The organism is Streptomyces sp. NBC_00005, from assembly GCF_045160215.1.
Lineage (GTDB): Bacteria > Actinomycetota > Actinomycetes > Streptomycetales > Streptomycetaceae > Streptomyces.
In genome coordinates this window covers 5,015,159-5,028,848 of record NZ_CP108316.1, presented here as the reverse complement: position 1 = coordinate 5,028,848, position 13,690 = coordinate 5,015,159, and the positions used below count along the sequence as shown (strand labels likewise).

The window sequence follows — 13,690 nt, the reverse complement described above, 5'->3', positions numbered from 1 at the left end:
GGTGGTGCGGCGGATGCTGCTCGGCTCGCAACTCAGGCGGCTGCGTGAGGCCCGTGGCATCACGCGCGAGGCGGCGGGCTACTCGATCCGCGCATCGGAGTCGAAGATCAGCCGGATGGAACTCGGCCGGGTGAGCTTCAAGACCCGTGATGTCGAAGACCTGTTGACCCTGTATGGCATCACGGACGAGCAGGAGCGCACCTCGCTCCTCTCCCTGGCCCGCGAGGCCAACGTCGCGGGCTGGTGGCACAGTTACTCGGACGTGCTGCCGAGCTGGTTCCCCACCTATGTGGGCCTGGAGGGCGCGGCGTCCCTGATCCGCGCGTACGAGGTGCAGTTCGTGCACGGCCTGCTGCAGACCGAGGCGTACGCGCGCGCGGTCGTCCAGCGCGGCATGAAGGGTGCGAGCAGGGCCGACATCGAGAAGCGGGTGGCGCTGCGCCTGGAGCGGCAGAAGTACCTGGTCTCCGACCACGCCCCCGAGTACCACATCGTTCTGGACGAGGCCGCCCTGCGCCGCCCGTACGGCGACCGCGAGGTGATGCGCGGTCAGCTCCAGCACCTGATCGAGGTCTCCGAACACCCCAACGTACGGCTGCAGATCATGCCGTTCGGCTTCGGAGGCCACTCGGGCGAGAGTGGCGCGTTCACGATCCTCAGCTTCCCGGAGTCGGACCTGTCGGACGTCGTCTATCTGGAGCAGCTCACCAGCGCCCTGTATCTCGACAAGAACGAGGACGTGGCCCAGTACGAGAAGGCGCTCAAGGAGCTCCAGCAGGACAGCCCGGGGCTGGACGAGAGCCGCGATCTCCTACGAGGTCTCCTCCAACTCTCCTAGGGTTCTCCCCATAAGTTAGCTCTCAGTCCCCAACTCACTTGAGTCGCAAGTACGATGACGTGTGATCAGACCGTGATGTTGATCGTGTGTCTGCTAGCGATTTGGGGATCACATGTCGTCGTACTTCACCGACCTGGCCCAGCAGTACATCGACGGTGAGTGGCGCCCGGGCACCGGCTCCTGGGACATCATCGACTTCAATCCGTACGACGGCGAGAAGCTGGCGTCGATCACCATAGCCACGGTCGACGAGGTCGACGAGGCGTACCAGGCGGCGGCCAGGGCTCAGAAGCAGTGGGCGAAGACCAACCCGTACGCCCGCCGTGCGGTGTTCGAGAAGGCGCTGCGTCTGATCGAGGAGCGCGAGCAGGAGATCACCGAGGTGATCATCTCCGAGCTCGGCGGCACCTATCTGAAGGCCGGCTTCGAACTCCACCTGGCCAAGGAGTTCCTGCGCGAGTCGATCCAGTGGGCGCTGCGTCCCGAGGGCAAGATCCTCCCGTCGCCGGTGGACGGCAAGGAGAACCGCCTCTACCGCGTACCGGTCGGCGTCGTGGGCGTCATCAGCCCCTTCAACTTCCCCTTCCTGCTGTCGATCAAGTCGGTCGCCCCGGCCCTCGCGCTCGGCAACGGCGTGGTGCTGAAGCCCCATCAGAACACCCCGATCACCGGCGGCTCCCTGGTCGCGAAGATCTTCGAGGACGCGGGGCTCCCGGGCGGTCTGCTCAACGTCGTCATCACGGACATCGCGGAGATCGGCGACGCGTTCATCGAGCACCCGGTCCCGAAGGTCATCTCCTTCACGGGTTCCGACAAGGTCGGCCGCCACGTGGCCACCGTCTGCGCCTCGCACTTCAAGCGCTCGGTCCTCGAACTGGGCGGCAACAGCGCGATCGTGGTCCTCGACGACGCCGACATCGACTACGCGGTCGACGCGGCGGTCTTCAGCCGCTACGTCCACCAGGGCCAGGTCTGCATGGCCGCCAACCGTGTGCTCGTGGACCGCTCGATCGCCGACGAGTTCACCGAGAAGTTCGTCGCCAAGGTGAAGACCCTCAAGTCCGGCGACCCGCGCGACCCGCAGACCGTCATCGGCCCGGTCATCAACTCCTCGCAGGCGGACGCCCTTTCGGGCGTCGTCGAGCAGGCGGTCGCCGAGGGTGCCACGGCCCTGGTGCGCGGCACGACCACCGACAACCTGGTCGAGCCCTCCGTCCTCACCGGCGTCCCCGCCGACTCGGCCCTGCTCCAGCAGGAGGTCTTCGGCCCGGTCGTCTTCCTCGTCCCCTTCGACGGCGAGGAGGAGGCCGTACGCCTCGTCAACGACACGCCGTACGGCCTGAGTGGCGCCGTCCACACGGGCGACATCGAGCGGGGCGTCACCTTCGCCAAGCAGATCGACACCGGCATGTTCCACGTGAACGACGGCACCGTCCACGACGAGCCGCTCGTCCCCTTCGGTGGCGAGAAGAGCTCCGGCGTCGGCCGGCTGAACGGTGAGACGACCATCGACTCCTTCACCACCCTGAAGTGGATCTCGGTGCAGCACGGGCGCAGCGGCTTCCCGTTCTGACGGGTGGTCGGGTCGGGGCCGTCGTCACGTGACGGCCCTGACGACGAGGTAGACGACGAGGCCGGCCGCCGTCAGGGAGGCCGGCACGAGGAGCAGCCGGAATCCGGTGCGGCGGTCCGGCGCCCCACGGCGCCGCCGGTACGTGGCGACCGAGCCGCCGGTCAGGACGGTGAGGCCGCCGAGGCCTAGGGTCGACCAGCCGGCGACCGCGGCGGCGCCGACGGTCTCCAGCGAGCCGCTGGGGAGCACCTGGACGGCTGTCGCCCTGTCCAGCGGCAGCTCCGCGTCGATGGAGGCGTACCGCGACGGCCGGTGCGGAGTGACCAGTTCCCCGTCGCAGACGTTGTGGCGGTCCCTGCCGGTGCCGGTCGTCTCGCAGGCCGTGGCGGTGAAGACGGCGCGGTGCCCCATGAGGCCGAGGGCTCCCGCCAGCATGTAGCCGCCGCCGACGAGCGGTGCCAGACCGAAGAGCAGGACGAAGAACGTCACGGAGAGCGCGACCATCAGGGGCGACGGCGGCTTTGTGCCGGCCCGGGAAGCGTTGAGTGGCCGTCTCGGCGGCGCCGGCTGCTTGTCCCGCCTCTTGTTGTGCGAGCGCCGTTTCTTGGAACCCTTGCCCATCGTGCCCTCCCCTGACGATCTGCCGCCATGATCCTCCCGGGCAGAACTCCCTGCGGCACCCTCCCCATTGAGGACAGGATCTGACCTCAATGCCCCGTAGCTTCGTCGGTGTCAAGGAGGCCTCCGGGGCCCCGATCCGACGAAAGGCGGCGGTCATGGTCACGCACGTATCGGCAGAGGCGCAGGGCGACGAGCGCGGGGCACTGCTTGCGTTCATCGAGGAACAGCGAGGCGGGATCCGCAGGGCGCTGCTGGGGCTGACCGAGGAGCAGGCCGCGAGCAGGCCCAGCGCCAGTGAGCTGTCCCTCTCCGGTCTGCTCAAGCATGTCGCCGAGGTCGAGCAGGGCTGGATCGCCCGCGCCAAGCAGGAACCGCCGGCGATCCAGCGGGACGAGACCAACTGGCACGAGACCTTCCAGCTCGTCGACGGCGAGACCGTCGCATCGCAGCTCGCCCACTGGGAGAAGGTCGCCGCCGAGACCGAGGCCTACGTCCGCTCGGTGCCGAGCCTGGACGACACCTTCCCGCTCCCGGACCAGCCCTGGTTCCCGCCGGAGGGGCGCGTCTCGATGCGCTGGCTGTGCCTGCACCTGATCCGCGAGACCGCCCGGCACGCGGGCCACGCCGACATCATCAGGGAGTCGCTGGACGGCGCCACCGCCTTCGAGCTGGTGGCCAAGGAGCAGGGCACGAGCTGGGGCTGACCTCCCGGGTCCTACGCTGGCCCCATGTCAGCGATCCGTCTCCTCGTGCTCGGCGCGGTCCGTCAGCACGGGCGGGCCCACGGCTACCAGGTGCGCAACGACCTGGAGTACTGGGGCGCGCACGAGTGGTCCAACGCCAAGCCCGGCTCGATCTACCACGCGCTCAAGCAGATGGCGAAGCAAGGGCTGCTGCACGCGCACGAGATCGCGCCGTCCACGGCCGGCGGCCCGCCGCGCACGGAGTACGAGATCACCGACTGGGGCACCGAGGAGTACTTCCGGCTGCTGCGTGAGGCGCTGACCTCGTACGACCAGAAGATGGACGTGAAGTCGGCGTCCATCGGCTTCATCGTGGACCTGCCGCGTGCGGAGGCCGTGTCGCTGCTGAAGGAGCGGATCCGGCGCATCGAGGCGTGGCGCTCCGCCGTCACCGAGCACTACGTACCCGAGGAGGGCCCCGAACAGCTCGGCCACATCGGCGAGATCATGAACCTCTGGGTCCACACGGCCGATGCCGAGGCCGAGTGGACCCAGGGGCTGATCGGGCGCATCGAGGGCGGGGCGTACACGTTCGCGGGGGAGGGCGAGCCGTTCGTCGGCGTCCTCGTCGAGGGTGAGGAGAACCCGTACGCGACGGGGGAGCGGCACCCGGAGGATGACCGCTAATCAAGTTTGACCAATGGCTTCGGTGGCGTTACTTTCGAGAGGTAGTCAAGTTTGACTAGCGAGGGAGTGGCAGTGGCCGACGCGGCGATCACCGTCGACGGAGCACACAAGAAGTACGGCGAGAAACACGCACTGGACGGGCTCGACCTCACCGTCGCCCGCGGCACCGTGCACGGCGTCCTGGGCCCCAATGGCGCGGGCAAGACGACCCTGGTCCGGATCCTGTCCACCCTGCTGCGGCCCGACGCGGGCCGGATCGAGGTGGCCGGGCACGACGTCGTGGCCGAGGCCCGAGCGGTGCGTCTGCGCATCGGCCTGCTCGGCCAGCACGCGGCCCTCGACGAGGAGCTCGGCGGCCGGCAGAACCTGGAGATGTTCGGCCGCCTCTACCACCTGGGCGCGCGCCACGCGCGCGTGCGAGCCGGCGAACTCCTGGAGCGCTTCGGCCTCACGGACACCGGCCGCAAACCGGTGCGCTCCTACAGCGGCGGCATGCGGCGCCGCCTGGACCTGGCCGCCTCCCTGGTCAGGGACCCGGAGGTGTTGTTCCTGGACGAGCCGACGACCGGCCTCGACCCGCGCGGCCGCGCCGAGGTGTGGTCCGCGGTCCGCTCCCTGGTCGGCGGCGGTACGACGGTCCTGCTCACCACCCAGTACCTGGACGAGGCCGACCAGCTCGCCGACCGCATCTCGGTCGTCGACGCAGGACGCGTGATCGCCGACGGCACGGCGGACGAGCTCAAGGCGCGGACGGGCGGCGACCGCATCGACGTGGTGCTGCGCGACGCGGGTCAACTGGGCGCCGCGGTGGCCCTGTTGCCCGTCCCGAAGGCCGAGATCTCGGTCGACCCAGACCGCCGCCTGATCAGTGCTCCGGTGACCGACCGCATGGCGGCGCTCTCCGGTGTCGTACGCGCCCTGGGGGAGGCCGGTATCGAGGCGGAGGACGTGGCCCTGCGACGCCCGACCCTGGACGAGGTGTTCCTGCACCTGACGGGACCGGCGGGACCCATGGCATCGACGGGACCCGACGACCGTACGAAGGAGGTCGCCGCATGAGCAGCGCCTACGTGCTGACCGACTGCTGGACCATGACCCGGCGCGAACTCGCCCACTGGGCGCGGCAGCCCGTGCAGGTGCTCGTCGGCCTGGTCTTCCCGGTGATGCTGCTGCTGATGTTCGGCTACCTGGTCGGCGGCGGGCGCGGGGTCGAGGGCGACTACGTGGACTACCTGGTCCCGGGCATGCTCGCGCTCACCATGGCCTTCGGCCTGGAGGGCACGATGCTGAACGTCACCCAGGACCTCAACAAGGGCGTCGTCGACCGCTTCCGCTCGCTGCCGATGGCCAACGGCGCGGTTCTGGTGGGCCGTTCGGCCGCCGACATGCTCCAGTCGGCCGTCGGCCTGGCGGTCCTCGTCGGCGTCGGGTACGCGCTCGGCTGGCGCGCACACGGGACCCCGGCCCAATTCCTCGGCGCCATGGGCCTGTTGCTGCTCTTCCGTTTCGCCATGCTGTGGATCGGCATCCAACTGGCCCTGGTCGCCGGGAAACCGGAGCTGGTCCAGGCCGTGCAGATCCTGGTCTGGCCGGTCGGTTTCCTGTCCAACGCGTTCGCCGCCCCCGACTCGATGCCGGGCTGGCTCGGCACGGTCGTCGAGTGGAACCCGATGTCCCGGACCGCGACGGCCGTACGGGACCTGCTGGGCGGCCCCGGCGGGGAGCCGGGGCACGTATGGGCGGCCGTCGTCTGGCCGTTGGCCCTGCTCGCGGTGTTCTTCCCGCTCGCCGTACGCCGGTTCGCGCGCCTCAGCCGATAGCGACCGTTGACTGACCTGGTGCCGCACTAGTGATGGAAGCCGGTGGCCGCGCCCTTGTCGCGAGTGAACGGGTGCGGCTGCCGGCGCAGTTCCGGCAGCAGCTGGGTCAGGCTGTCGACGAACATGTCGGCGAGGTCGGTGGAGAAGCCGTTGCGGCACACGACCCGGAGTACGGACAGGTCCTCCCGGTTCGGCGGGAAGGTGTACGCGGGCACCAGCCATCCGCTCTCCCGCATCCGCCGGGCCACGTCGAAAACGTCGTACGCCTTCACGTCCGGCGCCGTCGTGAACGCGAAGACCGGCAGCTCGTCGCCCCGGGTCAGCAGCCGGAAGTCGTCGAGCGCCTCCACGCGTTCGGCGATGCCCCGGGCCACGTCCCGCGTCGTCTGCTGCACGGCCCGGTAGCCCTCGCGGCCCAGCCGCAGGAACGAGTAGTACTGCGCAACCACTTGGGCGCCGGGGCGCGAGAAGTTGAGCGCGAAGGTCGGCATGTCGCCGCCCAGGTAGTTGACGCGGAAGACCAGCTCCTCGGGCAGCGCCTCCTTGTCGCGCCACAGCGCCCAGCCGACGCCCGGATAGACGAGTCCGTACTTGTGTCCCGAGGTGTTGATGGACGCCACGCGCGGGAGGCGGAAGTCCCACACCACGTCCGGGTCGAGGAAGGGCGCGACCATCGCGCCGGACGCGCCGTCGACGTGCACGGGGACGTCGAGGCCCGTGCGCTCCTGGAGGGCGTCGAGCGCTGCGCACAGGTCGGCGATGGGCTCGTAGGAGCCGTCGAAGGTGGAGCCCAGGATGCCGACGACCCCGATCGTGTTCTCGTCGCACAGCTCGGCGGCGGCCTGCGGGTCGAGGTGGAAGCGGTCGCCCTCCATGGGTACCTGGCGGGCCTCGACCTCCCAGAAGTTGCAGAACTTGTCCCAGCAGACCTGGACGTTGACGCCCATGATGAGGTTCGGACGGGCGCCCGGGGCGGGGTTCCGCCTGCTCCAGCGACGCTTCAGCGCCATCCCGGCGAGCATGCACGCCTCGCTCGACCCGGTCGTCGAACAGCCCACGGCGGCCGAGGGATCGGGTGCGTTCCACAGGTCGGCGAGCATCGCCACGCAGCGCCGCTCCAGCTCGGCGGTGCGCGGGTACTCGTCCTTGTCGATCATGTTCTTGTCCCGGCACTCCGCCATCAGCACACCGGCCTGCGGTTCCATCCAGGTGGTGACGAACGTGGCGAGGTTCAGCCGTGAGTTGCCGTCCAGCATCAGCTCGTCGTGCACCAGCTGGTACGCCGTCGTCGGCGGCATGGGAGCGTCCGGGAGCCGGTGCCTGGGCGGCGCCTGGGTCATGCCGGCGACCGGATTCGCCTCCCCGAAGAAGGGATTGACCGACACCGGTCGTTCGTCGGGCTTCTCGGGACCTTTGTGGAGCGCCATGACTTTGTCTCCTCGGGGAATCGGCTCGGAGTAACCGCTCGTTGGAATCGGCTCGTTGGGATCGGCTCGTGGAAATCGTTCGGGTCGGTTGCTCGGGGTAGTCGCCACGGGGATCAGATGACCGGGGTGCCGTCGTCGTGCAGCTGCATCTGGGGCCGGCCCGTCACCAGCAGCCAGGCGGGCAGGGAGGCGATGCACAACAGGGCGAGGATCGCCGGCGAGGACACCAGCACGGCGGCCGTGAACAGGCTCACCCAGCCCTGCCGGGTGATGGCGAGGAGCATGCCCAGGACGCTCGCGGAGACACCGAGCGCCGGGTGAACGGCCGGTAAGAGGGCGTGCGCGCCCAGCCCGAAGGAGACGCCGACGAACACCGCCGGGAAGATTCGTCCGCCCCGGAAGCCGCAGGCGGCGGCGACGAGCAGCGCGGCCAGCTTCACCACGGCCATCAACGTGAACTCGCCCGCCGACCAGCCGTCCGGGTCGCGCGCCAGCTCCGCGATCTCGTCCAGCCCCTTGAAGAGCGTCAGATGCCCGCCCAGTGCTCCCAGGAGCCCCAGGACCAGCCCGCCGACCGGGAGCGCCACCATGGGGTGCCCCAGGCGCTTGAAGAAGCCGTGGACGTACGGGAAGGCGTAGACCGCGCACATGCCGAGCACCGCCGTCAGCGACGCGATCACCAGCGCGGCGAGCAGATCACTCCAGCCGGGATGCCGGCCGAACGGGGGCAGATCCAGATCGAAGCTCGGTTCCGACACGAGAGTGGTGGTCATGGCGCCCGCCCCGGCCGCCATCAGCGGCCCGAACAGGTTGTCCCAGAGCTGCCCCTTCAGCTGCCGCCCGGCCAGCGCCTCGGAGATGACCAGTGCCGCCGCCACCGGCGTCCCGAACAGCGCGCCGATCGTCGCGGCCTCCGCCAGTGCCACCCACAGACTGCCCGGCACCCGGGGGATCAGGCGGTGCCCCGCCCAGAACGCGAGCGCCACGTTCACCGCGATGATCGGGTTCTCGGGGCCGAGGCTCGGGCCGCCCGCGAGCATCAGCGCGGTGGCCAGCAGCAGGCTGGGCAGCACGACGGGCGGCAGCACCGGGGCGTTCAGCCCCATGCTCGCGGGATCGGGCCCGGCATGCCCGGGCACCTTCCACACCACCAGCCCGACCAGAACGCCCGTCATGGTGAGCACGACCAGCATCCACAGGACGGAGTACCGGCCGATCCCCAGCGCGTCGGGCAGGTTCTTCCACAGGACGTGCTGGAGCTGTTCGGCCGCCGCGCTCACTCCGACGAGCAGCAGGCTCCCGCCCACACCCACGACGAGAGCGGGGAGGATCAACGGCAACAACGCGCGTGCCGGTGCCGGTGCCGCGGGGGCGGCGGGCGGCTGTTGCGCGGTGTCGTGGGCCACTGGCTCACCATAAGTGGACAAAACATACGCAACATCTGGAACGACTGCTCCGGGATTCGGGCTTGCACCTCACGTGGCGTGAGGACTCACCGTGGAGTGCGTACCGAGAAAGGAGCGGACGAAGTGAGCTACTCCGTAGGACAGGTCGCGGGCTTCGCCGGCGTCACGGTGCGCACGCTGCACCACTACGACGACATCGGCCTGCTCGCCGCGAGCGAGCGCAGCCACGCGGGTCACCGGCGCTACAGCGACGCCGACCTCGACCGGCTGCAGCAGATCCTGTTCTACCGGGAGCTCGGCTTCCCGCTCGACGAGGTCGCCGCCCTGCTCGACGACCCGGCCGCGGACCCGCGCGCGCATCTGCGCCGCCAGCACGAGCTGCTGACCGCCCGGATCGAGAGGCTGCAGAAGATGGCGGCGGCCGTGGAGCACGCCATGGAGGCACGCAAGATGGGCATCAACCTCACGCCCGAGGAGCGGTTCGAGGTCTTCGGCGACAAGGACCCCGAGCAGTACGCCGAAGAGGCGGAACAGCGCTGGGGCGGCACGGAGGCCTACGCCGAGTCGCAGCGCCGCGCGGCCACGTACACCAAGGAGGACTGGAAACGCCTGCAGGCCGAGGTCGACGTCTGGAGCGAGCGTTATGCCGCCCTGGTCGCGGCAGGCGATCCGCCGACCGGCGCGGCGGCCATGGACCTGGCCGAGGAACACCGGCAGCACATCAGCAGGTGGTTCTACGAGTGCCCGTACGACATGCACCGGGGCCTCGCCGAGATGTACGTGTCCGACGAGCGCTTCAAGGCGTTCTACGACGCCATGCACCCGGGCGTCGCCGAGCACCTGCGGGACGCGATCCTGGCGAACGCCGCCCGGCACACCTCGTAACGCTCCTGGCCCGGGGGGTCACTCCCGGGCCAGGACCACCGCGGTCCCGTACGCGCACACCTCCGTGCCCAGGTCCGCCGCCTCCGTCACGTCGAAGCGGAACATCAGCACGGCGTTCGCCCCACGCGCGCGTGCCTGCTCGACGAGCCGCTCCATGGCCTGGTTGCGGGTCTGCACGAGTGTCTTGGTGAGCCCCTTGAGCTCACCGCCGATCATCGACTTCAGCCCCGCGCCGATCTGGCTCCCCAGATGCCGGGAGCGCACCGTCAACCCGAAGACCTCGCCGAGGACCTCCTGAACCCGGTGTCCGGGTACGTCGTTCGTCGTCACGACCAGTACGTCCGGCTGGGGCTCCTGGCCGCCGCCGTATTCATCGATGCCCATGGCTCACAGCTTTGTGCCAGTCGGCGCACAGTGCATCCTGGAGACACCGGTGGAACCTGGGGCGGACACATTGCGTTGATAGCTTTGTGCGCCCGTAGAAGGACGCCGTTCCTTCCCCCACCCCTCTCAGGGAGCCCGGAACCGTGACGACGCTTGCCCTCGGCCCGAGCTGGCTGGATCCGAACTACCTCCTCGACACGTTCGGCATCTGGGGCCTGCTCCTCATCGTCTTCGCGGAGTCGGGCCTGCTCATCGGCTTCTTCCTGCCGGGCGACTCGCTGCTGTTCACCTGCGGTCTGCTGATCACCGCGGGCACCCTCGACTTCCCGCTGTGGGCGGCCATCCTGCTGATCTGCGTCGCCGCGATCCTCGGCGACCAGGCGGGCTACGTCTTCGGCAAGAAGGTCGGCCCCTCGCTCTTCACCCGCCCGGACTCCCGCCTCTTCAAGCAGGAGAACGTGGTCAAGGCCCACGAGTTCTTCGAGAAGTACGGCCCCAAGTCCCTGGTCCTGGCCCGTTTCGTGCCCATCGTGCGGACGTTCACGCCGATCATCGCCGGCGTCAGCGGCATGAAGTACCGCTCGTTCATCACGTTCAACGTGATCGGCGGCGTGCTCTGGGGCGCGGGCGTCACCCTGCTGGGTTCCTGGCTCGGCAACGTGGCCTTCGTCCACAAGAACATCGAGGCGATCCTGATCCTGATCGTCCTCCTCTCGGTGGTCCCGATCATCATCGAGTTCCTGCGCGCCCGCTCCAAGGCCAAGAAGAACCCCGCGCCGCCCGCCCCGGCTCAGCAGCAGCCCGTGCCTCCGGCCATGGACGACGCGACGACCCAACTGCGCCGCATCCCGCCGACGGACGACCAGGGCTACCACCAGCAGTACCAGCAGCCCCAGCAACAGCAGCCCCAGCAACAGCAGCAGCCGTACGACCCCAACCAGCAGTACGCCCAGCAGTACCCGCAGGGCTACCCCCAGCAGCAGTACGGCGAGCAGCACAACCACCAGAACCCGTACAACCAGGGTTACTGAAGCGCCCCCTGACGGGGCGCGAGGCCGTATCGATGTGCGGCCGCCGCGCAGGCGCTCAGAACCCCCGGGTTCGTTTGGCAGCCCGGCGCCCCGCCGCACTCGCCGCCCCCGGCACCCGCAGGAACAACCGGGAGATCTCCGACCCGAGGTTGACCCCGATGGCGATGGCCATGGCCAACGAAGCGGCCGTGGCCAACGACACCAGCCCCTTGTCGACCTCGTTCTGAGCGATCGACAGCAGCCCGAAATACGTGGCGGACCCTGGCAGCAGGGGCCCGATGGCCGCAGTCGTGTACGGCAGCGCCGAGGCGAACCGGTACCGCGACAGCAACTGCCCGAACAGCCCGACCAGTCCGGCCGCCACCGCCGTGGAGGCCACCGGCGAGAGCCCACCGGGATAGTGCAGCGCGCCGTACACCGACCACGCGACGCCGCCGTTCAACGTCACCCACAGCACGGTGGACCGCTCCTGCTGCAGCAGCACCGCGAAGGTGAGCGACAGGAGCATCGACGCACCGATCTGCCACCCGGGCCGCGGATCGATGCTCAGGGCCGCGTCGGGGTTGAGCTTGGCACCGAGGTTCACCCCGAAGTACAGGACCACGAGCACGCCCACGACGATGCCGACGAAGAGGTACATGACCTCCAACAGCCGCGCCGACGCGGTGATGTAGAACCCGGTCAGCCCGTCCTGCACGCCCGCCACCAGCGCCCGCCCCGGCAGCAGCGCGAACAGCCCACCGGTGATGACCGCGGACGCCTTGACGTCGACGTGCGCGACGGTGAGCGCGACCCCGATGGCCGCCGGAGGCATCGCGGCGACCGTGAACTGGTAGAACTCCGGCAGCCCGCGCCCCGCACACAGCCAGGCCAGCCGGTCGCCGAGCATCGCCCCCAGCGCGGCCGCGACGAACACGATCGCGTCACCGCCGACGAGCACGGAGGCCGCACCCGCGAGGAGCCCGCTCGCCCCGGTCAGCACCCACCCGGGGTAGGGGTGCCGGTTGCGGCGCATCTCCGCGAGCCGCCGGTAGGCCTCCTCCAGCGAGAGATGGGTCTCCGGGTCGCTGAGGTCGTCCACCAGCCGGAACACGGCCGCCAGCCGCGTGTAGTCGGTGGCCCGGCGGCGCACCGTCCGCGACGCCGTCACCGGGTCGTCCACGAGGGATGGCTGGTACGAGATCGACAGCAGGGTGAAGGTGACGTTCGGCTCGCACCGGTCGAGGCCGTAGGACCGGCAGACCGCGAACATCGCGGCCTCCACGTCCTCGGCGCCCTCACCGCCGGCCAGCAGCAACTCGCCGATACGCAGGGTCAGGTCGAGCACGCGCGGGACGGCCGGACCGCCCTCCTCCGCCTTCGGCCCGGGCTCCGGCGCGGGCCGCTCGGCCACCGGCATGCGCAGCATCGTGCGCATCCGGTCCTGCCAGGGCACGTCCTTGGTGAGGCTGACCACCGGAATGCCGGTCGCCGGCGTGAACGCGACCGGGGCCTGCTGGGTGCTGTAGGTGCTCGGCGTACTGAACGCCGACCCCTCGGACTCGCCCGCGGACGACGGCGGGACGTCGAGCCCCGTCGGCACGGCGAACTCGGACGTGGTCTCCGGTTCACCGCCGCTCTGAGGGACGGCGAGTCCTGCGGGAACGGCGAACTCGGAGGTGATCTCGGGATCGAACCCGCCCCTCGCCTCGTCCGTCTGCGGCTTGCGGTCCTCCGCCTCCATCACTTGAGTAACGCTCCCTGTACGACACGTGCGGCAAGCCTCAGTATGCGCACAGAACACGAACGGGCCGCACGCGTACGCGTGCGGCCCGTTCGTGACATGGGGCTCAGTGGCCGCCCGACTCCTTGAAGCGCTTGTACGACCGCTCGATCTCGATCTCGGCGTCGACGCGGCCCACCCAGTTGGCGCCCTCGACGGACTTGCCGGGCTCCAGGTCCTTGTAGACCTCGAAGAAGTGCTGGATCTCCAGGCGGTCGAACTCGGAGACGTGGTGGATGTCCCGCAGGTGCTCCTGGCGCGGGTCCGTCGCCGGCACGCACAGCAGCTTGTCGTCGCCGCCGGCCTCGTCCGTCATACGGAACATGCCGATGGCGCGGCACTTGATGAGGCAGCCGGGGAACGTCGGCTCGTCCAGGATGACCAGCGCGTCCAGCGGGTCGCCGTCCTCGCCGAGAGTGTTCTCGACGAAGCCGTAGTCGGTCGGGTAGGCGGTCGAGGTGAAGAGTCGACGGTCCAGGCGGATCCGACCGGTCTCGTGGTCCACCTCGTACTTGTTCCGCGAACCCTTCGGGATCTCGATCGTGACGTCGAACTCCACCGGTGGCTCCTCCA

The 13,690-nt window shown here is 69.6% G+C and carries 14 protein-coding genes; 8 read left to right on the top strand and 6 right to left on the bottom strand.

The annotated features are described in order from the left end of the window. Nucleotides 1–13 precede the first annotated feature (13 nt). Nucleotides 14–838: a helix-turn-helix domain-containing protein gene (locus OG303_RS23080; protein ID WP_405877428.1), complete on the top strand. Its 825-nt coding sequence runs from the start codon at nucleotides 14–16 to the stop codon at nucleotides 836–838. 112 nt (nucleotides 839–950) lie between these two features. Next, nucleotides 951–2,411 carry an aldehyde dehydrogenase family protein gene (locus OG303_RS23075; protein WP_405870531.1) on the top strand — a complete coding sequence of 487 codons (1,461 nt, stop codon included), beginning with the start codon at nucleotides 951–953 and terminating at the stop codon, nucleotides 2,409–2,411. 24 nt (nucleotides 2,412–2,435) lie between these two features. Here OG303_RS23075 and OG303_RS23070 read toward each other — a convergent pair whose 3' ends face one another. After that, nucleotides 2,436–3,032: a hypothetical protein gene (locus OG303_RS23070; RefSeq protein WP_405870530.1), complete on the bottom strand. Its 597-nt coding sequence runs from the start codon at nucleotides 3,030–3,032 to the stop codon at nucleotides 2,436–2,438. 155 nt (nucleotides 3,033–3,187) lie between these two features. Between OG303_RS23070 and OG303_RS23065 the strand changes: the two genes are divergently transcribed. The 4 genes from OG303_RS23065 to OG303_RS23050 all read left to right on the top strand — a co-directional run bounded on the left by OG303_RS23065 (nucleotide 3,188) and on the right by OG303_RS23050 (nucleotide 6,222). Next, nucleotides 3,188–3,736 carry a DinB family protein gene (locus OG303_RS23065; RefSeq protein ID WP_405870528.1) on the top strand — a complete coding sequence of 183 codons (549 nt, stop codon included), beginning with the start codon at nucleotides 3,188–3,190 and terminating at the stop codon, nucleotides 3,734–3,736. 24 nt (nucleotides 3,737–3,760) lie between these two features. After that, nucleotides 3,761–4,402: a PadR family transcriptional regulator gene (locus tag OG303_RS23060; RefSeq protein WP_405870526.1), complete on the top strand. Its 642-nt coding sequence runs from the start codon at nucleotides 3,761–3,763 to the stop codon at nucleotides 4,400–4,402. 72 nt (nucleotides 4,403–4,474) lie between these two features. Then, entirely contained in the window at nucleotides 4,475–5,461 is a 987-nt protein-coding gene (locus OG303_RS23055) for an ATP-binding cassette domain-containing protein (protein WP_405870525.1), read from the top strand. After that, complete coding sequence (locus OG303_RS23050; RefSeq protein ID WP_405870524.1) at nucleotides 5,458–6,222, top strand: ABC transporter permease; 765 nt, start codon at nucleotides 5,458–5,460, stop codon at nucleotides 6,220–6,222. The genes OG303_RS23055 and OG303_RS23050 overlap by 4 nt, the downstream gene beginning before the upstream one ends. Before the next feature lie 26 nt (nucleotides 6,223–6,248). Here OG303_RS23050 and OG303_RS23045 read toward each other — a convergent pair whose 3' ends face one another. Continuing rightward, nucleotides 6,249–7,649, bottom strand: a complete 1,401-nt coding sequence (locus OG303_RS23045; protein ID WP_405870522.1) for a glutamate decarboxylase — start codon at nucleotides 7,647–7,649, stop codon at nucleotides 6,249–6,251. Between the two features lie 113 nt (nucleotides 7,650–7,762). After that, nucleotides 7,763–9,055 (bottom strand): ion channel protein, encoded by a 1,293-nt coding sequence (locus OG303_RS23040; protein ID WP_405870521.1) that lies wholly within the window; start codon nucleotides 9,053–9,055, stop codon nucleotides 7,763–7,765. A gap of 123 nt (nucleotides 9,056–9,178) precedes the next feature. Between OG303_RS23040 and OG303_RS23035 the strand changes: the two genes are divergently transcribed. Then, on the top strand, nucleotides 9,179–9,940 hold the full coding sequence (locus OG303_RS23035; protein ID WP_405870520.1) for a MerR family transcriptional regulator: 762 nt from the start codon (nucleotides 9,179–9,181) through the stop codon (nucleotides 9,938–9,940). Between the two features lie 18 nt (nucleotides 9,941–9,958). Here OG303_RS23035 and OG303_RS23030 read toward each other — a convergent pair whose 3' ends face one another. Next, nucleotides 9,959–10,324 carry a YbjQ family protein gene (locus OG303_RS23030; protein WP_405870519.1) on the bottom strand — a complete coding sequence of 122 codons (366 nt, stop codon included), beginning with the start codon at nucleotides 10,322–10,324 and terminating at the stop codon, nucleotides 9,959–9,961. A gap of 143 nt (nucleotides 10,325–10,467) precedes the next feature. Between OG303_RS23030 and OG303_RS23025 the strand changes: the two genes are divergently transcribed. After that, nucleotides 10,468–11,355 carry a DedA family protein gene (locus tag OG303_RS23025; protein WP_405870518.1) on the top strand — a complete coding sequence of 296 codons (888 nt, stop codon included), beginning with the start codon at nucleotides 10,468–10,470 and terminating at the stop codon, nucleotides 11,353–11,355. A gap of 55 nt (nucleotides 11,356–11,410) precedes the next feature. Here OG303_RS23025 and OG303_RS23020 read toward each other — a convergent pair whose 3' ends face one another. Together OG303_RS23020 and OG303_RS23015 are read right to left on the bottom strand one after the other, a co-directional pair. Beyond that, a complete protein-coding gene (locus tag OG303_RS23020) occupies nucleotides 11,411–13,081 on the bottom strand; it encodes a threonine/serine exporter ThrE family protein (protein ID WP_405870517.1) in 1,671 nt (556 codons plus the stop codon). Nucleotides 13,082–13,184: 103 nt separating this feature from the next. Then, a complete protein-coding gene (locus tag OG303_RS23015) occupies nucleotides 13,185–13,676 on the bottom strand; it encodes an inorganic diphosphatase (protein WP_171142460.1) in 492 nt (163 codons plus the stop codon). Nucleotides 13,677–13,690 lie beyond the last annotated feature (14 nt).